The sequence below is a fragment of the Streptomyces sp. NPDC042336 genome (assembly GCF_055581985.1).
The window spans coordinates 37,968-58,518 of the sequence record NZ_JBVJEA010000009.1 but is presented as its reverse complement, the minus strand read 5'-3'; the positions used below and the strand labels follow the sequence as shown (position 1 = coordinate 58,518).

The following is a 20,551-nucleotide window of genomic DNA, read 5'->3' as shown; positions in this document are numbered from 1 at the left end:
GTGAGTTGCGTCACGCGGCCACATCACTCGGCCGCGTCAGTCCAGGGGGACGGACCTGCGGGACGGATCGCGCAGGTCCGTCCCGTGGTTCAGCCAGCGTTCCTGGAGGGCGGGCGCGCCGTGCACGCGCTTCCAGGCGGCCTCGTTCGGCGTCATCGGCAGCAGCGGCAGGAACCGTACGGGGTCCAGCGGGGCGTCAAGCTCCAGGTCCTCGACCAGGCCCCCCGGCTCGGCGACCAGCACCGAGGTGAACGGGGCCCCGGGCCACAACGGCTCACCCACGTCCAGCGACGCGCCGGGCGCCACGATCACGCCCTCGACCTGCGGGGACGCGGCCAGCACGGCGAGCGGGCGGAGCACCTTGTCGGTGTCGGCCGCGCCGGCCCGCACGGAGAGCACCAGCTCGGCGCGGGGCCCCTTGACCGGGTCGGCGAGCGTGGCCGTGGGGTCCGCCATGGGCTGGGCCGACATGCCGAGGGTGGCGTAGCGGACGACGTCGCCCTCCTGGCCGGAGGCGGGGAAGCGCAGCACCTCGATGCGGTCGGTGCCGAGGAAGGTGACCGCCGCGCGCGCGTCCGGCTCGCCCAGCGCGCTGTGCAACCGGGCCTCGACCAGAGGAAGAACATCAGCCATGCGGCGAGCATAGAACTCGTCGTGAAGAGGCAAAGCGGCGCCTTGACACGTCGCGCGGCTGGTACTGTGGGCCAGCGGTTCGGGGCAGCACGCAGAGCGTCGCGATCAAGCCCCGACGCTGTGAACAACTCTCCCCTACGGGGAACCCCTCCAAACAAGGGGAATGGATCGTCCCTCACGAGGGACCGGCCGGAGGAGGTGGGCGGCATGGACCGAAGTCGACCGTGCAGTACCACCCGCTCTTCCGGCCGCTGACGCAGCTGTTCCGGCTCTTTTCGCCGCAGCTTCTCGTTCGCGCCCTCTCACCGAAGAGCACTTCGTCTCGTTTTGCCTGATCCGCCGTCGACACGCTTGTCCGTCGATCCGGATCAGCAGCTGAATCAGCAGCGAAGACGGCCACCGCGACGGTGCGGTGCCCCCCGCTTTGTGGACGCGCCGAGCACGCGTAGTCAGGACGTCCCCATTCCGGGCGGTTCCATCCGTCACCGGCCTCGTTCGCTGCCCGCCGCGAAGGAGCCTGCCATGTCGATGATCCGTGACCTGCGCGCCGTGGTCCGTCCGTCCCGCGTCTCCCTGCGCAAGGACAGCGGTCCCTACGAGACCACCCGCGACCCGGCGGCCGCCTCCGCCGTCGTCGACTGCGCCGTCTACCGCGACGGCACCCGCGTCGAGACCGACGTGCCGCTGACCCCGCACACGGCGATGCGCCAGGTGCGCCGCGACGGCGGATTCGTGTGGATCGGCCTGCACGAGCCCACCGAGGACGAGTTCGCCGGTATCGCCCGGGAGTTCGGGCTGCACCCGCTGGCCGTGGAGGACGCCGTCCAGGCCCACCAGCGGCCCAAGCTGGAGCGCTACGACGACTCCCTTTTCACGGTCTTCAAGACCGTCCACTACGTCGACCACGACCAGCTCACCGCCAACAGCGAGGTCGTGGAGACCGGCGAGGTGATGTGCTTCACCGGGCGGGACTTCTTCATCACCGTCCGGCACGGCGGGCAGGGCTCGCTGCGCGCGCTGCGCCGCCGGCTCCAGGAGGACCCCGAGCTGCTGCTCAAGGGTCCCTCGGCGGTGCTGCACGCCATCGCCGACCACGTCGTCGACGGCTACATCGCGGTCGCCGACGCGGTGCAGGACGACATCGACGAGGTCGAGACGGAGGTGTTCTCGCCGGGCCGCAAGGGCACCCCGCGCGGCACCGACGCCGGGCGGATCTACCAACTCAAGCGCGAGGTGCTGGAGTTCAAGCGGGCGGTGGCACCGCTGCTGCGCCCCATGCAGCTGCTCAGCGAGCGGCCGATGCGGCTGATCGACCCGGAGATCCAGAAGTACTTCCGGGACGTCGCCGACCACGTGGCCCGGGTGCAGGAGCAGGTCATCGGCTTCGACGAACTGCTGAACTCCATCCTCCAGGCCAACCTGGCCCAGGCGTCCGTCGCGCAGAACGAGGACATGCGCAAGATCACCTCGTGGGCCGCGATCATCGCCGTGCCGACGATGGTGTGCGGCGTGTACGGCATGAACTTCGACTACATGCCGGAGACGCACTGGAAGTTCGGCTATCCGCTGGTCCTGTCGATCACCGTCGTCATCTGCCTGGGCATCCACCGCACGCTCAAGCGCAACGGCTGGCTCTGAGCCCGCCCGCGGGCCCCTGGATAGGCTGACCGCATGACAAGCGAGCTGCTCGACCAGGCCCTCGTCGAGGAGGCCACCAAGAAGTCCGGCCTCATCTGGGTCAAGGGCCCCGGGGTGCCCGCCCGCGCGCTGTGGCACGTCTGGCACGAGGGCGCGGCCTGCGTCGTCGGCGACGGGCCGGGCGAGCAGCCGCTGCCGGGGCTGGCTGACGGGGCCGCTGCCGAGGTGACGGTGCGCAGCAAGGACAAGGGCGGCCGGCTGGTCTCCTGGGCGGCGCGGGTCGTGGAGCTGCCGTCCGGTTCCGAGGCGTGGCAGGCGGCGGTCGGCGACCTGAGGGGCAAGCGGCTGAACGCCCCGGACGGCGAGGCCATGACCGACCGCTGGGCCCGTGAGTGCCGGGTGCTGCGCCTGGAACCGACGGGGAGCACGGCCCCGCTGCCCGACGCCTCGCTGGCCCAGGCACCGCTGCCGAGCCCGGCGACGACCCGGCAGCCGGTGCCGGCCGGGCTGCCGCGCCTGTTGCTGAAGCGCCGCAGACGGCGCTGACGGCCCCGGGACGTCTCAGGACGTCGGCAGCTGCTTGCCGTAGTCCAGGGTGTCGTCCTTCGCCGGCTGCTCCAGCGCGAAGTCCTTGTTCCAGTCCGAGAAGCCGATCGTGCCCGCGCTGCCCGCCCGCACCAGGCGCAGCGGGTACGGCGTGCCCTCCAGGGAGACGTCCAGCGATCCGCCGGCGCCGTCGTCGCCGGTGATCCGGATGGTGCGTACGCCCTCCTGCTCGTGGCGGCCGTCCGTCTTCACCGTGCCGTGCAGGGTCAGCAGACCGCCGAGGAGGACGTCCTTGTCCGTGAAACCGCTGAACTTCTGGTACACGGGGTCGCTCTGCGGCACCTTCACGTACTTGCCGGCGAGCTTCTCGGCCGCCTTGGCGTCGCCGCCGTCGTGGCTCCAGAAACCGGCGTCGGCCTTGAGGAAGAGCTGCTCGCCGACGCGCAGCAGTCCGAACGTCGTCCCCTGGGCAGCGACCGACCCGGTCCCTCCGTCCGCCTTCAGCCGCATGTCGAGGGTGTACCTGTTGCCGCCGGCGTCCACCGTGCCGTGCAGGCGCACCGTGTCGGCGGCCTCGGCGGCCGCACCGGCCTTCGCCTGGATCTTGTCAGCCGGGAGCTTCCCGAGGCCGTTGGTGCCCGCGTCGGGGTCCTCACCACTGCATCCCGTCAGCCCGGCTCCCGTCACGGCCAGGGCGCACACCGCGCCCAGCCAGGCAGCCCTGCGGATTCGGCGCCGGGGAGTCACAGACACAGGTGGAACTGCCTTTCTGACAGGGCTGACACGGGACCGACGGACATCGGCGGCGAACCGACCCGGCCTGGGCCGCAGCGTACCGGGGCCGTGCGGGGCGAACGGAGCCAGTCCGTCCGGACCGGCCGCCAGAGCGAGGCCGATCGGGACGGGCTAGCCTGAAGCGCGTCCGAGCGGGCAATTCGGAAAAGAGACACCGTACGAATCAGCTTTCACGCACTCCCACCCGACTCCGCGCAGCGTGAGGAAAGGAGGCCGCGGCCATGGCAGCGGGCGCCCCCCGGATCTTCGTCTCCCATCTCTCCGGCATCGCCGTGTTCGACCCGGCCGGTGACCAGGTGGGACGCGTCCGCGATCTGGTCGTCATGCTCCGTGTCGGCCGCAAACCCCCGCGCGTCCTCGGGCTGGTCGTCGAACTCAGCACCCGCCGCCGGATCTTCCTGCCCATGACCCGGGTCACCGGCATCGAGTCCGGCCAGGTGATCACCACCGGCGTCGTCAACGTCCGGCGTTTCGAGCAGCGGCCCACCGAGCGCCTCGTCTTCGGCGAGCTGCTCGACCGGCGGGTCACGCTCACCGAGACCGGTGAGGAGGTCACGGTGCTCGACCTGTCGGTGCAGCAGTTGCCCGCCCGCCGGGACTGGGAGATCGACAAGGTCTTCGTCCGCAAGGGCAGGAAGGGCGGCGCCTTCCGCCGCAACAAGGGCGAGACGCTGACCGTGGAGTGGTCCGGCGTCACCGGCTTCTCCGTCGAGGAGCAGGGGCAGGGCGCCGAGAACCTGCTGGCCACCTTCGAGCAGCTGCGCCCCGCCGACCTCGCCAACGTCCTGCACCACCTGTCCGCCAAGCGCCGCGCCGAGGTCGCCGCCGCACTCGACGACGACCGGCTGGCCGACGTGCTGGAGGAGCTGCCCGAGGACGACCAGATCGAGATCCTCGGCAAGCTGAAGGAGGAGCGCGCCGCGGACGTCCTGGAGGCGATGGACCCCGACGACGCGGCCGACCTGCTCGGCGAGCTGCCCGAGGCGGACAAGGAACGGCTGCTGAGCCTGATGCAGCCCGACGACGCGGCCGACATGCGGCGCCTGATGGCGTACGAGGAGCACACGGCCGGCGGTCTGATGACGACCGAGCCGATCGTGCTGCGGCCCGACGCGACCGTCGCCGACGCCCTGGCCCGCATCCGCAATCCCGACCTGTCCCCGGCGCACGCCGCGCAGATCTACGTCTGCCGCCCGCCCGAGGAGACCCCGACCGGCAAGTACCTGGGCACGGTCCACTTCCAGCGGCTGCTGCGCGACCCCCCGTACACGCTGGTCGGCTCGATCCTCGACGACGACCTGCGGCCGCTGGAGCCGGACGCCGCGCTGCCCGTGATCGCCGGGTTCTTCGCCGCGTACGACATGGTCGCGGCGCCCGTCGTGGACGACTCGGGGGCGCTGCTCGGAGCGGTCACCGTGGACGATGTACTGGACCACATGCTGCCCGACGACTGGCGGGAGACCGAGTACCACCTGGACGAGACGGCGACGGGAGAGGTGGGCGCCGATGGTGCCTGAGCGCGAGACGACGACCCGCGAGCGCGCCACGTCGGGAGCCACCGCGTCCTCCCGGACCCGGGCCCGCCTCGACCAGCCGCGTCCGCCGCGCCGCAGGCTGCTGCCCGAATGGGACCCGGAGTCCTTCGGCCGGCTGTCGGAGCGCGTCGCGCGCTTTCTGGGCACCGGGCGGTTCATCGTCTGGATGACGGTCGTCATCATCCTGTGGGTGGTGTGGAACGTGTCGGCGCCGAGCGGGCTGCGCTTCGACGAGTACCCGTTCATCTTCCTGACGCTGATGCTGTCGCTCCAGGCCTCCTACGCCGCCCCGCTGATCCTGCTCGCGCAGAACCGGCAGGACGACCGGGACCGGGTCAACCTGGAGCAGGACCGCAAGCAGAACGAGCGGTCGATCGCCGACACCGAGTACCTGACCCGCGAGATCGCCGCCCTGCGTATCGGGCTCGGCGAGGTGGCGACGCGGGACTGGATCCGCTCCGAACTCCATGACCTCGTCAAGGACCTGGAGGAGCGGCAGAACGGCCACCACCCCGACCGCGGGGCATTCCCGGCGGACCGGTCCGCGGGACGTGACGTACGCGACCGCTGACGGGGCTTTCCGTGCCCCGTGGGCGGCGCCGTACCATCGACCCTATGGCTACGGAAGACGCGGTGCGCGAAGCACTGGCGACGGTGAACGACCCCGAGATCAACCGGCCCATCACCGAGCTGGGGATGGTCAAGTCGGTGGAGATCGGCGCGGACGGAGCGGTCGCGGTCGCCGTGTACCTGACGGTCTCCGGCTGCCCCATGCGGGACACCATCACGCAGCGGGTGACGGACGCGGTGTCGCGGGTCGAGGGTGTCACGCGCGTCGACGTCGAGCTGGACGTGATGAGCGACGAGCAGCGCAAGGAGCTGGCCACCGCCCTGCGCGGCGGCCAGACCGAGCGCGAGGTGCCTTTCGCCAAGCCGGGCAGCCTGACCCGGGTGTACGCGGTGGCGTCCGGCAAGGGCGGCGTCGGCAAGTCCTCGGTGACGGTGAACCTGGCGGCCTCGATGGCGGCCGACGGTCTGAAGGTCGGTGTCGTCGACGCCGACATCTACGGCCACTCCGTGCCGCGCATGCTGGGCGCCGACGGGCGTCCCACCCAGGTCGAGAACATGATCATGCCGCCTTCGGCCCACGGGGTGAAGGTCATCTCGATCGGCATGTTCACCCCGGGCAACGCCCCGGTCGTCTGGCGCGGCCCGATGCTGCACCGCGCGCTCCAGCAGTTCCTGGCGGACGTGTACTGGGGCGACCTGGACGTCCTGCTGCTCGACCTGCCGCCCGGCACCGGTGACATCGCGATCTCGGTGGCGCAGCTGGTGCCGAACGCCGAGATCCTGGTCGTGACGACCCCTCAGCAGGCCGCGGCCGAGGTGGCGGAGCGGGCCGGCGCCATCGCCGTGCAGACCCACCAGAAGATCGTCGGCGTGGTGGAGAACATGTCGGGGCTGCCCTGCCCGCACTGCGGCGAGATGGTCGACGTCTTCGGCACCGGCGGCGGGCAGACGGTCGCCGACGGCCTGACCCGCACGACCGGCGCCTCGGTGCCGGTGCTCGGCGCCATTCCTATCGACGTGCGGCTGCGCGAGGGCGGCGACGAGGGCAAGCCCGTCGTCCTGTCCGACCCGGACTCCCCTGCGGGCGCGGCCCTGCGCTCGATCGCGGGCAAGCTCGGCGGTCGGCAGCGGGGCCTTTCGGGGCTGTCACTGGGGATCACGCCGAAGAACAAGTTCTGACGTCCCGTTTCCGTACGGGAATGGGGGCGCCGTCCACGGGGACGGCGCCCCTCCTCCGGTACGCGGGACCGCCGGCTAGGCGTACGCGGCGACGTCCTTGACCACGGCGAAGGCCAGCCCGTACGCGCTCATGCCCCGCCCGTAGGCGCCAAGGTGCACGCCCTGCTCGGTCGAACCGGCCAGCACCCAGCCGAACTCGGACTCCCGGTAGTGAAAGGGCGTCGGCACGCCGTCCACCGGGAGGGAGAGCGTCGTCCAGTCCTCGCCGTCGAGGTCGTCCGCCAGGACCCACGCGGTCTCCGTCTGCTGCTCCAGCCAGTCGTCGCGCAGCGAGTGGTCCATCTGGCCGGGCCAGGTGAAGGACAGCAGGCCCACTCCGGCGAGCCAGGCCGCCGAGGACACCGAGGTGGCCTCCAGCAGGCCGGTGCCGTCGGCGCTGCGCCGGTCGGGGTTGGCCGCGACGGTCACGACGACCGCGAACTTCTCCTTGGCGTCCTGCTCGTCGCCCGCCACGTGCTCGTTGCGCACCGACGGTTCGTCGCCGTGCCCGATCGAACCGTGCTCCACGGCCCCGTCGGCCGCCGTACCGATCTGCATCAGCCAGCGCCGTCCCGTGAAGGCCTCGTCGAGGCCGTACCACGGGAAGGGCGCACGCAGGTAGCCGTCGACCGTCTGCCGGCCGGAGGGGGACTGTGGTCCGCCCTCCGCGGCCGGCGCCTGCGCGACTGCCCGACTCGTCGTCTCCATGTGCCCGGACGCCTCCTAGCTCTCGTCGGACCGGAACGGCCCGCCCCCCTTCGGGCGCACTCGTCCGCTCCGCACAACAACTCGGGCAGCATAGCCACCCCGTCGGCGGCAGCCGGGAAATCGCCCGGCGCGTGGGCCGCGCGGGCGTCGCCTCGGGGGCCCGTGCGCCCCGTCCGGAGTATGAGACACGTCACGTTCGCGGCGAGCGGGCCGGACGCAGGGGAGGGTCAGGTGGCGTCCATGTCGAAGGGCGGACGGTCGTCGGCGGGCTTGTCGGACTTCCCGGACCGCTCCGGCTTCTTCGACATGTCGACACGACCGCCGCCGGAGCCGGAGGACGACGGCCCGGAGGACGAGGGCTCCGTGTCACGGCCGTGGACCGCGTCGGTGACCTCGGCCATCTCCTTCTTCAGGTCGAAGCCGTTGCGGATCTCCTTGAGCCCCAGCTCGTCGTTGTCCAGCTGCTTGCGCAGGAACGTCTTGGGGTTGAGGTCCTCGAACTCGAAGTCCTTGAACTCGGGGCCCAGCTCCTGGCGGATGTCCTGCTTGGCGCTGTCCGAGAACTCCCGGATCTTCCGGATGGTGCGCGTCACGTCCTGGATGACCTTGGGGAGCTTGTCCGGCCCGAAGACGAGCACGGCGAGGACGACGAGCGTCACCAGCTCTAGTGCGCCTATGTCATTGAACACCTGAAGCTCCTTGGGATGTCCGGGCCGCCACCACGGTACCCGCCGATCCCGTCCGACCGGTACCGTCCCGTGAGCCCCGAGTGGGTGTACGTGAGCGCTTTCCGAATTGTTTGCCTTCCTGGCGCCTTGTGGGGACCTGTACGGCGGTCAGTCGCCGCCGGAGGAGCCGAGCACCAGTGAGACCTCGGTCTCCTTGCCGCCGCGTTCCAGGGTCAGCTTCAGGCGGTCGCCGGGGCGGTGGGCACGGGTCTTGACGATGAGTTCCTCACCAGAGTGCACACGCTGCCCGTCGACCGCGGTGATCACGTCCCCCGGCTTGATGCCGGCCTTCGCGCCGGGCCCGCCGGTGGTGACCGCTGGTCCGCCGTCACCGTCCTTGGCGCTCACCCGGGCGCCGTCGCCCGTGTAGTTCATGTCGAGGGTGATGCCGATGACCGGGTGGGTGGCCTTGCCGGTGTTGATCAGTTCCTCGGCGACGCGCTTGCCCTGGTTGATGGGGATGGCGAAGCCGAGCCCTATGGAACCGGCCTGGCCGCCGTCCGACTCGGCGCTGCCGCTGTCGGCGGAGCGGATGGCGGAGTTGATGCCGATGGCCCGGCCCCGCGCGTCCAGGAGGGGGCCGCCGGAGTTGCCGGGGTTGATGGGCGCGTCGGTCTGCAGGGCGTCGACGTAGGACACGTCGCTGCCGTCGCCCTCCTCGCCGCCCGCGGTGATGGGTCGTTCCCTGGCGCTGATGATGCCGGAGGTGACCGTGCCGGCCAGGTCGAAGGGGGCGCCGATGGCGACGACGGGGTCGCCGACGCGCACGTTGTCGGAGTTGCCGAGGGGCATGGGGGTGAGGCCGCTGACGCCCTTGATCCGCACCACGGCGAGGTCGTACCCGCTGTCCCGGCCGACGACGGTGGCCTCGGCGGTGTCGCCGCTGTTGAAGGTCACGGTGATCTCGCCGCCGGAGCCCGCGGGCTCCACGACGTGGTTGTTGGTCAGGATGTGACCGCGGTCGTCGAGCACGAACCCGGTGCCGGTGCCGGCCGCCTCGCTGCCGCTCACGTGAAGGGTCACCACGCTGGGCAGGGCACGCGCGGCGATGCCCGCGACGCTGTCCGGGTCCCGGTCGGCCGCCTCGGGTCCGGCCTGGGGCAGCTCGACCGTGCCCACGCCGCCGTTCCGCTCCAGGTGGGCGCCCACGGCGCCGCCGATGCCGCCGGAGACCAGGGCGATGAGCAGCGCCCCGCCGACGAGTGCCTTCGCGGTGGTCCCGCGTCGCCGCTTCGGCTCACGTCCGGCCGCGTGGTGCTGCTGGGCGGAGGCGGCCCAGGGGTCGTAACGGCCCCACGGGTCGGCGGCGGGTTCGGCACCGGGCGCCGGCCCGGGCCAGGGGTCGGGGGGCGGGGCGGCGGCGTGGGACGCCGCGTCGTACGCCGGGGCGGCCGCCGCCGGGTGCTGCCCCTGCCCCTGCCCCGCCTGCGGCACCGGAGGCGGGGCATCCGCGAACGCCGGGTCGGGCACCGCACCCGCGGGCGGAGACACCGACGACGCGCCGTCGGGCGGCACCGGGGCGGGCGGGCCCGCCGGGGCGTGTGCGGCGGGCGTCTGCGGAGGCGCCGCCGTGACCGTGCCGTGCGCGGGGGTGGTCGCCGGGTGCTGGACCGGCGGAGCGGGCGCCCAGGGGCCCGGCTCGCCGTACGGCGGGGTGCTGTACGGGTCGGGCTCGTGCAGCGGCTTGGGACGCTCGGCGGCGGGCGTGCCGTCGGCGGCCGGGGCGGAGCCGGCCCCCGCGTGCGGCAGCGGCCTCACGTCCGTCGGTTCGTCCCGCTCGGGGCGGGGGAGGTCCAGCTCGTAGTCGCCCTGGCCGGTCGTGCGGGGCGTCGCCGGGCGTTCCAGCTCGAAGTCGCCCCCGTCGGCGGCCGTGCCCGTAGCCGTGGTGGAGGCCGGGCGGGGGCGTTCCAGTTCGAAGTCGCCGTCGGGCGCGTCCTCGGACGAGCGGGGACGACTCCACCACTTCGCCTTCGTGGGCTTCCCCTCGTTCATGTTCTCCCCCGCAGCTGGCCGCAGATCGTCGGCTCCAAGGGCTCTGGCGCCACCCCGGATTCAATCAGGTTCCCGGAGCGGCGCGCAGACCCCGTCAGCGAACCGGAGGGTAGGGGGCGGCCGGGGAAGCCGCGGGGTAGGGGGAGGGGGAGGGAGCCGGGTCCGGGGCGGTGAGCAGGCCGGGCGGCCTGACCTCGGGGGCCGCCGGCCAGGCGCTCAGGGAGAGCGGCGGGACGGCTTCCAGCGGGCGTATCAGCGGGGACATGGCGGCGGCACCGGCCGTCACCGGAGTGGTCAGCGCCCGGACGGCCTGCTGCCGTGCGTCGCCACCGGCGGGGGCCGGCATCCCGGGCAGCAGCGGCGCGGAGGCCGTGGTGGGCGCGACGGGGGTGTCACCCAGCGCGCGCTGGCCCTGCCCGAGCAGTGGACCGCCCGTGCGGCGCCGCTGGCTCTCGGAGCCGGTGGCCGCGGCCGCGCCCGGGGTGCGCAGCGGCGTCACGTTGCTGCCGCTGCCCGAGCCGCGGGCCTCGGTGGTGGTGTCCGGTGTGCCGAGGGTGACACCGCCCAGCGCGATCGCGGCCAGCGACACCGCTCCGGCGGCGACGAAGGCGAACCGCAGACCGCGCGAGGCCGAACGGTCGGACTCCTGCCTGTGCAGGTCGTGGATCCGGAAGCCGCGCCCCGACGAGGAGGGCGGCAGCACCGAGGCGTGCGTCCGGGCGGGGACGTAGTCGAACTCGAACCGCTCGCCCCGCCGCGGGCCGAAGACGCCGGAGCCCGCGGACGTGCCGAAGCCTCCGGCCAGTCCGGCCGGCGGTGAGCCGCCACCGTCCGTTTCACCGCCGCCCGGGAGTCCCTGGAGGCGGGCCAGGAAGCTCTCGGACGGGGCCGGCGGGGCCGCGGCCGCGAACACGTTCTTCAACCGGCGCTGGGCGTCGACCTCCGCCCTGCACTTCGGGCAGGTCGCCACGTGCGCCAGCACGCGCTCACGCGCGTCATGACCGAGCTCTCCGTCCACCAGGGCGGAGAGTCGGTCTCCCAGGTGCTGCTCTGCGAGGTGTCCCTCGGGCTCAGGCCGTGACCCACTCACGCGCTCGTGCCCCCTCCTCCCAGTGCGGGAACGCCGGTCGCGAACGAACGGCGGTCGGCCCGCGCCTTCGGGGAACGGTGCGCGAGCGCCTTGCGCAGCTGCGAACGGCCGCGGTGGATGCGGGAGCGGACCGTGCCGAGCTTGACGCCGAGGGTCGCGGCGATCTCCTCGTACGACAGCCCCTCGATGTCGCACAGGACGACGGCGGCGCGGAACTCGGGCGCGAGGGTGTCCAGCGCCTGCTGGACGTCCGCGTCGAAGTGCGCGTCGTGGAAGAGCTGCTGCGGGGTGGGCTCCCTGCTGGGCAGGCGCTCGGCCGCGTCGTCGCCGAGCGCGTCGAACCGGATGCGCTGCTTGCGGCGGACCATGTCCAGGAAGAGATTGGTGGTGATGCGGTGGAGCCAGCCCTCGAAGGTGCCCGGCGTGTAGGTCGACAGGGACCGGAAGACGCGGACGAAGACCTCCTGGGTGAGGTCTTCGGCGTCGTGCTGGTTGCCCGTGAGGCGGTAGGCGAGGCGGTAGACCCGGCCGCTGTGGGTGCTGACGATCTCCTCCCAGGTGGGCGGAGTCCACGCCTGCCCGTCCGCGTCGCTGGAGAAGGTCGCGGTCTGGGCGGGTCCCGCGGTGGGACCGGCGGCGTGGCTGTGGTCAGCAGCGGTGTCGTTCACGGATTTCGGCCTGCCTGCCGATCCGAGGAAGCGCCGCAGCACTCCGCCCCGATCCGCGTGTGCGGCCGCACCTCCCCTGTCGGCTCTGGTGGTGTCCAGTGGAGCCCCTACCATAGCCACCTCGCCCGTTAGCTCCGGATAAGCGGTTTTACGAGAATTTGATCTGCGCCTGTACGGCTCGTCCCCGGGCCGCTCGGTCGTCCCCTCGGTTCCGCCTTCTTGCTTCCCCCTTTGAACGACTGGTCCCATCTGCGGGTTCCCGACGCCAACGGATACAGTCACGCCGAGGCAACGACGGGGACAGGAGAGGGTCATTACCGGCAACCGGCAGACGAGCTGGGCGTTCGCCGACGCCTATGTCGCCGAGGACGACGCGCTGCTCTGGGCACGCGACCGGGCCCGCGAGGCGGGTCTGCGCTCGGTGACCCCGGGCACCGGCTCCGCCCTGGGTTTGCTCGCCGCCGCCGTGGACGCCAAGGCGGTCGCGGAGATCGGCACCGGCTGCGGCGTCTCCGGGATACATCTGCTGCAGGGCATGCGGCCGGACGGAGTACTGACGACGGTCGACCCGGAGCCGGAGCACCAGCAGTTCGCCCGCCAGGCCTTCCGGGCCGCGGGCTTCGCCAGCAACCGCGCCCGGTTCATTCCCGGGCGCGCCCTGGACGTGCTGCCCCGGCTCGCGGACGCGGGATACGACCTGGTCTTCTGCGACGGCGACCGGCTGGAGTACGTGGACTACCTCGCTGAATCGTTGCGTCTGCTGCGTCCCGGGGGTCTCGTCGCCTTCGAGGGCGTCTTCGGCGCCGGCCGCACGATCGACTCGGGACCGCAGCCCACCGAGGTGCTGCGGGTGCGGGAGCTGCTGCGCGCGGTGCGGGAGAGCCAGGAACTGGTGCCGTCACTGCTCCCGGTGGGCGACGGACTGCTGTGCGCCGTGAAGCGCTGAGCCGGAGCGGGCACCGGCAGCGCTCACCCGAATGCCGGAGAAAGGCACCGGACGCCGGAAAGGGCCGTCACACGACAGTCGCCCCGGCACCGTGTGCGGTACCGGGGCGACTGAACGGGTATGGTCGCTCGCGCGTCAGCCGACGACCTTCTTGAGGGCGTCGCCGAGCGCGTCGGCCTCATCGGGGGTCAGCTCGACGACGAGCCGCCCGCCGCCTTCGAGCGGAACGCGCATGACGATGCCCCGCCCCTCCTTGGTCACCTCGAGCGGGCCATCACCCGTCCGCGGCTTCATGGCCGCCATGCTCGTTCCCCTTCCTGATACCAGCTCACCGTCACCGGCGACGGCCCGTGAGGGCACGCGCAATCCGGCAAGGACGCGCGACACCGGCATCGAACACATTGCTTCCCAGTCATTATCCCGCATCCCACGACCCGATGACCAACATCGGTCGGCATCGCTTGGGCAACGCACACGAGCAAAACCACTCAATTCGGCGATGTGACTGCGATACTGCGCGCCCTCGCGCACTTCCGCCGAATGGATACGGACCGGATTTCTTTGACGGAGGTCACACCTCGTGAGCGATCCGTTCCCGGTGATCTCCGTCATGCTGTCTCCCGGACGCGTGCCACCGCATGCCGCCCATGCCACTGCATGACCCGACGCGGAGGGGATTCCCATGGCCGACACCGTGCTCTACGAAGTGAGCGACGGGCTCGCGACGATCACGCTGAACCGCCCCGAGGCGATGAACGCGCTGAACATCGAGACCAAGGTCGCGCTCCGGGACGCGGTGCGCTCCGCGGCGGCGGACGACGCCGTACGGGCGGTACTGCTGACCGCGGCCGGGGAGCGGGCGTTCTGCGTCGGGCAGGACCTCAAGGAACACATCGGGCTGCTGGCCGCCGACCGGGAGACGGGGTCGGGCCGGACGATGAGCACGGTGCGCGAGCACTACAACCCGATCGTCCGGGCGCTCGCCGGCGCCGAGAAGCCGGTGGTCGCCGCCGTGAACGGCGTGGCGGCCGGGGCGGGCCTCGGTTTCGCGCTCGCGGCGGACTACCGGATCGTCGCGGACACGGCGGCGTTCAACACCTCCTTCGCCGGCGTGGCGCTCACCGCGGACTCCGGCGTCTCCTGGACGCTGCCGCGCGTCGTCGGCCCCGGCCGCGCCACCGACCTGCTGCTCTTCCCGCGCAGCATCGGCGCGCAGGAGGCGTACGAGCTGGGCATCGCCACCCGGGTCGTCCCCGGCGCCGACCTGCGCGCGGAGGCCGAGAAGACGGCGCGGGCGCTGGCCGAGGGGCCGACGGTGGCGTACGCGGCGCTGAAGGAGGCCATGGCGTACGGGCTGACGCACTCGCTCTCCGAGACGCTGGACAAGGAGGACGAGCTGCAGTCGCGGGCGGGTTCCTCCGAGGACCACGCGATCGCGGTGCGCGCGTTCGTCGAGAAGGAGAAGCCGAAGTACCTGGGCCGCTAGGCCGCTCGGGTCCGGCGGGCCACGCAGGTCGCCAGGTGGTCGTCGACCAGCCCGCACGCCTGCATCAGCGCGTACGCCGTCGTCGGGCCGACGAAGCGCAGGCCCCGTTTCTTCAGGGCCTTGGACAGCGCGGTGGACTCCGGTGTGACGGCCGGGACGTCGGTGAGGGTCTTCGGGGCCGGTCGTCCCGCCGGGTCCGGGGCGTGCGACCAGATCAGCTCGTCCAGGTCGCCGGGGGCCCACTCGGCCAGCACACGCGCGTTGGCCAGGGTCGCGTCGATCTTGGCGCGGTTGCGGATGATGCCGGCGTCGGCGAGGAGCCGCTCGCGGTCGGCCTCGGTGAAGGCCGCGACCTCGGCGATCTCGAAGCCGGCGAAGGCGCTGCGGAAGCCGGTGCGGCGGCGCAGGATGGTGATCCAGGACAGGCCGGACTGAAAGGCCTCCAGGCTGAGCCGCTCGTACAGGGCGTCGTCGCCGTGGACCGGGCGGCCCCACTCGTCGTCGTGGTACGTGACGTAGTCCGCGGTGGACAGCGCCCAGGGGCAGCGCAGCGCGCCGTCCGGGCCCGCGAGGGCCTCCCCGGCGCTCACTGCTGCTCCTCCTGGGCCGGCTTGTCCATGACGACGTGGCGGTGGGCCGCCGCGGCCCGGGCGCCCGCCAGCGCGGACTCCAGGTCGGCGATCCGGGCGTCCCGCTCGGCCAGTTCGGCGCCGAGGCGGCCGAGGGCGTCGTCGACCTCCGCCATGCGGTAGCCGCGGACCACCAGCGGGAAGCGCAGCCGCTCCACGTCGCCGCGGTCCACCGGACGGTCCGGGGGCAGCGCGTCCTGCACCCGCTCGGGTGCGGCGTCGGGCAGCGGCCCGCTCTCGCCGCCGCCCACCACGGCGAGCGTCACCGCGGCCACGACGACGGCCAGCGCGATGACGAGGAACAGGAACATGACCATCGCTGGGGCCCCCATGGTCGGGTCGGAGTCCGGCAGGAGTCGGAGCCGGTCGAGTCGGAGTCGGTTGTGTCGGAGTCGGTTGTGTCGGGTCCGATCGTGCCATGCGAGTCTGACAGCCGGGGCGGCGGTCGACGAAGGACCGCTCACCCGAGGTCGAGAGCGGCACGAGAGAACGGTGTGGTCGAGGAGATGTCACAGGGGATGCTCAGGCTGGGCAGGCGTGAATTCGCGGCGCACGAGCCGGTGGTCATGGCGATCGTGAACCGGACCCCGGACTCCTTCTACGACCAGGGGGCGACCTTCCGCGACGAGCCCGCCCTCGCGCGCGTGGAGCAGGCCGTGGCCGAGGGCGCCGCGATCATCGACGTCGGCGGGGTGAAGGCGGGCCCCGGGGACGAGGTGTCGGCCGCGGAGGAGGCGCGGCGGACGGTCGGGTTCGTCGCGGAGGTGCGGCGGCGGTTCCCGGACGTCGTGATCAGCGTGGACACCTGGCGGCACGAGGTCGGCGAGGCGGTGTGCGAGGCCGGGGCGGACCTGCTGAACGACGCGTGGGGCGGCGTCGACCCGAAGCTCGCGGAGGTCGCGGCCCGGTACGGGGTGGGGCTGGTGTGCACGCACGCGGGCGGCGCCGAGCCGCGCACACGGCCGCACCGGGTGACGTACGACGACGTCATGGCGGACATCCTGCGGGTGACGCTGGGGCTGGCCGAGCGGGCGGTGGGGCTGGGGGTGCCGCGGGAGTCGGTGCTGATCGACCCCGGGCACGACTTCGGGAAGAACACGCGGCACAGCCTGGAGGCGACGCGGCGGCTCGGGGAGATGGTGGACACGGGGTGGCCGGTGCTGGTGTCCCTGTCGAACAAGGACTTCGTCGGGGAGACGCTGGACCGGCCCGTGAAGGAGCGGCTGATCGGCACGCTGGCGACGACCGCGGTCTCGGCGTGGCTGGGGGCCAGGGTGTACCGGGTGCACGAGGTGGCGGAGACCCGGCAGGTGCTGGACATGGTGGCGACGATCGCCGGGCACCGGGAGCCGTCGGTGGCCCGTCGGGGGCTGGCCTAGGCCCGCCCCCGCACGTGGCCGGCCCAGGGCCTCGCCCCGCGCCTGTGGCCGGCCGCTACCGGCCCGCCTCCTTGGAGACCAGGGCCACGGCCTCGTCCACGTCGTCCGTGACGTGGAAGAGCATGAGGTCCTTCTCCGCGGCCTTGCCCTGGGCCACCAGGGTGCCGCGGAGCCAGTCCACCAGGCCGCCCCAGTAGGCGGAGCCGAACAGGACGATGGGGAAGCGGGTCACCTTCTGGGTCTGCACCAGCGTGAGCGCCTCGAAGAGCTCGTCCAGGGTGCCCAGGCCGCCGGGCAGCACGACGAAGCCCTGCGCGTACTTCACGAACATCATCTTGCGGACGAAGAAGTAGCGGAAGTTCAGGCCGATGTCGACGTAGGGGTTGAGCCCCTGCTCGAAGGGCAGTTCGATGCCCAGGCCGACCGACGTGCCCTTCGCCTCCAGGGCGCCCTTGTTGGCCGCCTCCATGGCGCCGGGCCCGCCGCCGGTGATGACCGCGAAGCCCGCCTCCACCAGGCCGCGGCCCAGCCGCACGCCCGCGTCGTACTCCGGTGAGTCCACGGCCGTACGGGCGGAGCCGAAGACGCTGATGGCGGGCGGCAGTTCGGCCAGCGTGCCGAAGCCCTCGATGAACTCCGACTGGATGCGCAGGACGCGCCAGGGGTCGGTGTGCACCCAGTCGGTCGGAGCGCGCTCGTCCAGCAGCCGCTGGTCGGTGGTGCTCTCCTGTACCTGGCCCCGCCTTCGGAGGACAGGGCCCAGACGCTGTTCCTCCGGTGGCTGCTTCTTGCCCTCGGGGTTGCCGGTCGGCATGGGCGCTCCCTCCAGTCGCAGGTTCTTCCACCTCAGCGTAGATCTACGCGGGTTACGTACGAGGGACCTCAGCATGTCCGCCACGCAGCGGCCCAAACCCGCGGTGGATCAAGACGTCAGCCAGGAGCGCAGGCGCTCCTCGCCCGCGAGGATCTTCGCCACCTCGACCCGCTCGTCGCGCTTGTGCGCCAAGTGCGGGTTCCCGGGGCCGTAGTTGACCGCCGGGACGCCGAGCGCGGAGAACCGGGACACGTCCGTCCAGCCGTACTTCGGCTGCGGGGTGCCGCCCACCGCCTCGATGAAGGCCGCGGCGGCCGGGTGCGACAGGCCGGGCAGGGCCGCACCGCTGTGGTCGTCGACCACGAACTCCGTCACCCCGCAGTCCGCGAAGACCTCGCGCACATGGGCGAGGGCGTCCTCCGCGCTGCGGTCCGGGGCGTAGCGGAAGTTCACCGTGACCACGCACTCGTCGGGGATGACGTTGCCCGCGACCCCGCCGGTGATGCCGACCGCGTTCAGGCCCTCGCGGTACTCCAGGCCGTCGATGACCGGGTACCGGGGCTCGTACTCCGCGAGGCGGGCGAGGATCGGGGCGGCGGCGTGGATGGCGTTGGAGCCCATCCAGGAGCGCGCGGAGTGCGCCCGCTCCCCCGCCGTCTTCAGCAGCACCCGCAGCGTCCCCTGACAGCCGCCCTCCACCTGGCCGTCGGACGGTTCGAGGAGCACCGCGAAGTCGCCCTCCAGCCACTCGGGGTGGGCCTCGGCGACGTGCTTCAGGCCGTTCAGCTCGGCGGCGACCTCCTCGTTGTCGTAGAAGACGAAGGTCAGGTCGCGGTTGGGGGCGGGGACGGTGGCCGCAATGCGCAGCTGGACGGCGACGCCCGCCTTCATGTCGCAGGTGCCGCAGCCCCACAGCACCCCGTCCTCGTCCAGCCGGGACGGGACGTTGCCGGCGATCGGCACGGTGTCGATGTGGCCGGCCAGGACGACGCGCTCGGCGCGGCCCAGGTCGGTGCGGGCGACGACGTTGTTGCCGTACCGCTCGACCGACAGGTGGGGCAGGGCCCGCAGGGCGCTCTCGATCGCGTCCGCCAGGGGCTTCTCGGTGCCGCTCTCGGACGGGAGGTCGACGAGCCGCGCGGTAAGCTCCGCGGCGTCCAGCGTGAGGTCAAGCGGGGTATCGGCCATGGCCCCGACCCTAGCGCCCTGCCCTTTCGGGCAGAGTGCGTACCCGGCGGACACCGGACCCTACCCTCCAGTACCTTGTACGCGTGCTCCAGCCGTCCCCACCCCGCAAACGCCGTGGCCGCCTCGCCCGTTCGGGCGCCGCCTCCCTGGCCCTGCTCGCGGTCGCCGGTTATCTGGCGGTGCAGTACGTCACCGGGGGCGCGGGCGCCCCCGGGTGCAGGGTCGCCGGCGGCGAGGGCGGCCGGAAGACCTACGAGTTCACGCCGGAGCAGGCGGTGAACGCGGCGACGATCACCGCCGTGGGCACCGCGCGCGAGCTGCCCGAGCGGGCCGTGACGATCGCGCTGGCGACCGCGCTGCAGGAATCGACGCTGCGCAACCTGGACCACGGCGACAAGGACTCACTCGGCCTGTTCCAGCAGCGGCCCTCGCAGGGCTGGGGCAAGCCCGAGGAGATCATGGACCCGGCGTACTCGGCGGGCCTGTTCTACGACCACCTGGTCGAGATCCCCGGCTACCTGGACCTTCCGCTGACCGACGCCGCCCAGCGCGTGCAGCGCAGCGCCTTCCCGCACGCCTACGCCAAGCACGAGCCGGACGCCGAGCTGCTCGCCGCCGCGCTCACCGGCCGGTCCGCGGCGACGCTGACCTGTGACGGGCGACCCGGCACGACCCAGGAGAAGGGTCCGGACGCGGTGCGCGCGGCGCTGGTACGGGACTTCGGGGACGACGTGCTCCGGCCGGCCGGCGCGGAAGCGGGCGGCGACACCGCCTCCCCCCGGTCCGCGTCCGGCTCCGACGGGCGGACCGTGACGCTGCCGGTGACCGGCGGCACCGGTTCCGGCTCGGCCGAGGAGCGCGGGCGGCGCGGCTGGCAGCTGGCGCACTGGGCGGTCGCCAACGCCTCCTCGCTGCACATCCAGCGGGTCACCTACGCGGGCCGGGAATGGACCGCGGGCAACACGGACAGCAAGTGGAACCCCACGGGCACCGAAGGCGCCAAGGGCGCGGAGCGGGCGGCGGGGCCGGTGCGGATCACGTCCTCCCGGTAGCGCGCCCGTACGAAGCTTCATCTCTGGGGGTGACCCGCGTCGGCGCGAAGTCGACGCGGAGCACGGGTTTTCGCACCGTCATCCCCGAATGCGCCGGAGCCCAGGAAAATCAAGGGCCGTAAGGATTCAGCAGACTTTCCGACCGGCGCCCTTTTGCCCGTTTTTCTGTGGACCTGATAATGCGACGCATTGCCAACTCTTTACGTTGGGCCGCCGCAACCTTCGTGGCCTTCGAGCGGTAGTCACTGCGTCCGAGTCCGGTCGACCGCTCTCCGGTCGTCCTCCGGGCCCGGTCGGATTTCCCATCGTTGTTGTCGACTTACGTCCAAGGAGCATCATGTCCCTCCCCCTGACCCGCCGGATCGCCCGTGCCGCGCTGCTCGTCGCTGCGGGAGCGGCTGCCGGGGTCGGTGCGGCCGGCTCCGCCAGCGCGGCTCCCGAACTGCCGGCCACCCCGAACCTCGGGGGACTGACCGCCCTGGACGGGGCGAACGTCGGCAACACCGCCGCCTCCGCCGCCCAGAACGTCACCGAGACCGCGGGCGACACCGGCGGCAAGGCCGTCAAGAAGGCCGTGCCGGCCGCCGGCAAGACCGGTGGATCGGTCGTCAAGAAGGCCACGCCGGCGGCGCAGAACGCGGCCGGGGACGCGGCGGGCTCCGCCGGGGACCTCGTGGGTGACACGGCTTCGACCGCCACGAAGGGTGGGCTGCCGACGGACGCGCTGGGCAAGGGCGGGCTGCCGGTGCAGGGGCTGCCGATCGGCTAGCGCCGGGCTGTACGGCGCCGGGGCCCAGGTTTCCTTCCTGGGCCCCGGCGCCTTTTGGTGTCTTACGTGGGTGCAGTGGGCGTGTCCTACCGGGTGCCCGGCGATTGGGGCCGTGCCCACCCGTTCCGCCCTGCGGAACGACTGCCCGCAGCGGGGGCAGAACGACT

22 protein-coding genes are annotated in these 20,551 nt (G+C 72.5%); 10 read left to right on the top strand and 12 right to left on the bottom strand.

Going from position 1 to position 20,551, the window contains the following annotated elements; genetic code table 11:
• Positions 1–36: 36 nt before the first annotated feature.
• Positions 37–633, bottom strand: a complete 597-nt coding sequence (locus ACZ6IM_RS20485) for a suppressor of fused domain protein (protein WP_052840827.1) — start codon at positions 631–633, stop codon at positions 37–39.
• A gap of 522 nt (positions 634–1,155) precedes the next feature.
• Here ACZ6IM_RS20485 and ACZ6IM_RS20480 point away from each other — a divergent pair.
• Positions 1,156–2,271 (top strand): magnesium and cobalt transport protein CorA, encoded by a 1,116-nt coding sequence (locus tag ACZ6IM_RS20480; protein WP_052840828.1) that lies wholly within the window; start codon positions 1,156–1,158, stop codon positions 2,269–2,271.
• Positions 2,272–2,304: 33 nt separating this feature from the next.
• Entirely contained in the window at positions 2,305–2,817 is a 513-nt protein-coding gene (locus ACZ6IM_RS20475) for a hypothetical protein (RefSeq protein WP_469558000.1), read from the top strand.
• A 15-nt stretch (positions 2,818–2,832) separates the two neighbouring features.
• On the opposite strand, the gene ACZ6IM_RS20470 is transcribed toward ACZ6IM_RS20475, so the two are convergent.
• Complete coding sequence (locus tag ACZ6IM_RS20470; protein ID WP_469557998.1) at positions 2,833–3,570, bottom strand: hypothetical protein; 738 nt, start codon at positions 3,568–3,570, stop codon at positions 2,833–2,835.
• A 263-nt stretch (positions 3,571–3,833) separates the two neighbouring features.
• Here ACZ6IM_RS20470 and ACZ6IM_RS20465 point away from each other — a divergent pair, with 263 nt between their 5' ends.
• From ACZ6IM_RS20465 to ACZ6IM_RS20455, 3 genes are read left to right on the top strand one after another with little or no spacing between them, the layout of a single operon-like run.
• Positions 3,834–5,129 (top strand): magnesium transporter MgtE N-terminal domain-containing protein, encoded by a 1,296-nt coding sequence (locus tag ACZ6IM_RS20465; RefSeq protein ID WP_052840831.1) that lies wholly within the window; start codon positions 3,834–3,836, stop codon positions 5,127–5,129.
• A complete protein-coding gene (locus ACZ6IM_RS20460; RefSeq protein ID WP_052840832.1) occupies positions 5,119–5,718 on the top strand; it encodes a DUF1003 domain-containing protein in 600 nt (199 codons plus the stop codon). The genes ACZ6IM_RS20465 and ACZ6IM_RS20460 overlap by 11 nt, the downstream gene beginning before the upstream one ends.
• A gap of 44 nt (positions 5,719–5,762) precedes the next feature.
• Positions 5,763–6,896 (top strand): Mrp/NBP35 family ATP-binding protein, encoded by a 1,134-nt coding sequence (locus ACZ6IM_RS20455; protein ID WP_052840833.1) that lies wholly within the window; start codon positions 5,763–5,765, stop codon positions 6,894–6,896.
• 75 nt (positions 6,897–6,971) lie between these two features.
• On the opposite strand, the gene ACZ6IM_RS20450 is transcribed toward ACZ6IM_RS20455, so the two are convergent.
• The 5 genes from ACZ6IM_RS20450 to sigE all read right to left on the bottom strand — a co-directional run bounded on the left by ACZ6IM_RS20450 (position 6,972) and on the right by sigE (position 12,121).
• A complete protein-coding gene (locus ACZ6IM_RS20450; RefSeq protein WP_052840834.1) occupies positions 6,972–7,643 on the bottom strand; it encodes a hypothetical protein in 672 nt (223 codons plus the stop codon).
• Positions 7,644–7,870: 227 nt separating this feature from the next.
• The gene (locus tag ACZ6IM_RS20445) at positions 7,871–8,332 is read right to left on the bottom strand and encodes a sec-independent translocase (RefSeq protein WP_052840835.1); all 462 of its coding nucleotides are present in this window, start codon (positions 8,330–8,332) and stop codon (positions 7,871–7,873) included.
• 147 nt (positions 8,333–8,479) lie between these two features.
• Positions 8,480–10,363, bottom strand: coding sequence for a S1C family serine protease (locus tag ACZ6IM_RS20440; protein WP_469557992.1), 1,884 nt, complete (start codon positions 10,361–10,363; stop codon positions 8,480–8,482).
• A 94-nt stretch (positions 10,364–10,457) separates the two neighbouring features.
• Positions 10,458–11,453: a zf-HC2 domain-containing protein gene (locus ACZ6IM_RS20435; protein WP_052840837.1), complete on the bottom strand. Its 996-nt coding sequence runs from the start codon at positions 11,451–11,453 to the stop codon at positions 10,458–10,460.
• Entirely contained in the window at positions 11,450–12,121 is a 672-nt protein-coding gene (sigE, locus tag ACZ6IM_RS20430) for an RNA polymerase sigma factor SigE (protein ID WP_052840838.1), read from the bottom strand. The genes ACZ6IM_RS20435 and sigE overlap by 4 nt, the downstream gene beginning before the upstream one ends.
• A gap of 247 nt (positions 12,122–12,368) precedes the next feature.
• On the opposite strand from sigE, the gene ACZ6IM_RS20425 reads away from it, so the two are divergent.
• Entirely contained in the window at positions 12,369–13,067 is a 699-nt protein-coding gene (locus ACZ6IM_RS20425; RefSeq protein ID WP_469558280.1) for an O-methyltransferase, read from the top strand.
• Positions 13,068–13,202: 135 nt separating this feature from the next.
• On the opposite strand, the gene ACZ6IM_RS20420 is transcribed toward ACZ6IM_RS20425, so the two are convergent.
• On the bottom strand, positions 13,203–13,370 hold the full coding sequence (locus tag ACZ6IM_RS20420; RefSeq protein WP_003966491.1) for a DUF3117 domain-containing protein: 168 nt from the start codon (positions 13,368–13,370) through the stop codon (positions 13,203–13,205).
• A 373-nt stretch (positions 13,371–13,743) separates the two neighbouring features.
• Between ACZ6IM_RS20420 and chcB the strand changes: the two genes are divergently transcribed.
• Positions 13,744–14,553 (top strand): 2-cyclohexenylcarbonyl CoA isomerase, encoded by an 810-nt coding sequence (gene chcB / locus ACZ6IM_RS20415; RefSeq protein ID WP_469558277.1) that lies wholly within the window; start codon positions 13,744–13,746, stop codon positions 14,551–14,553.
• Here chcB and ACZ6IM_RS20410 read toward each other — a convergent pair.
• Both ACZ6IM_RS20410 and ACZ6IM_RS20405 read right to left on the bottom strand, forming a co-directional pair.
• Positions 14,550–15,143, bottom strand: a complete 594-nt coding sequence (locus tag ACZ6IM_RS20410; protein WP_052840841.1) for a DNA-3-methyladenine glycosylase I — start codon at positions 15,141–15,143, stop codon at positions 14,550–14,552. The genes chcB and ACZ6IM_RS20410 overlap by 4 nt on opposite strands.
• On the bottom strand, positions 15,140–15,499 hold the full coding sequence (locus ACZ6IM_RS20405) for a DivIVA domain-containing protein (RefSeq protein WP_052840842.1): 360 nt from the start codon (positions 15,497–15,499) through the stop codon (positions 15,140–15,142). The genes ACZ6IM_RS20410 and ACZ6IM_RS20405 overlap by 4 nt, the downstream gene beginning before the upstream one ends.
• Before the next feature lie 201 nt (positions 15,500–15,700).
• Here ACZ6IM_RS20405 and folP point away from each other — a divergent pair, with 201 nt between their 5' ends.
• Positions 15,701–16,561 (top strand): dihydropteroate synthase, encoded by an 861-nt coding sequence (folP, locus tag ACZ6IM_RS20400; protein WP_052840938.1) that lies wholly within the window; start codon positions 15,701–15,703, stop codon positions 16,559–16,561.
• Positions 16,562–16,616: 55 nt separating this feature from the next.
• Here the strand turns inward: folP and ACZ6IM_RS20395 are convergent, their stop codons facing one another.
• Together ACZ6IM_RS20395 and dapE are read right to left on the bottom strand one after the other, a co-directional pair.
• On the bottom strand, positions 16,617–17,375 hold the full coding sequence (locus ACZ6IM_RS20395) for an LOG family protein (protein ID WP_052840843.1): 759 nt from the start codon (positions 17,373–17,375) through the stop codon (positions 16,617–16,619).
• Between the two features lie 108 nt (positions 17,376–17,483).
• Positions 17,484–18,563, bottom strand: coding sequence for a succinyl-diaminopimelate desuccinylase (dapE, locus tag ACZ6IM_RS20390; RefSeq protein ID WP_052840844.1), 1,080 nt, complete (start codon positions 18,561–18,563; stop codon positions 17,484–17,486).
• Positions 18,564–18,646: 83 nt separating this feature from the next.
• On the opposite strand from dapE, the gene ACZ6IM_RS20385 reads away from it, so the two are divergent.
• Together ACZ6IM_RS20385 and ACZ6IM_RS20380 are read left to right on the top strand one after the other, a co-directional pair.
• Positions 18,647–19,615, top strand: coding sequence for a VldE C-terminal domain-containing protein (locus tag ACZ6IM_RS20385; protein WP_469557984.1), 969 nt, complete (start codon positions 18,647–18,649; stop codon positions 19,613–19,615).
• A 337-nt stretch (positions 19,616–19,952) separates the two neighbouring features.
• On the top strand, positions 19,953–20,384 hold the full coding sequence (locus ACZ6IM_RS20380; RefSeq protein ID WP_052840845.1) for a hypothetical protein: 432 nt from the start codon (positions 19,953–19,955) through the stop codon (positions 20,382–20,384).
• Positions 20,385–20,551: the final 167 nt, after the last annotated feature.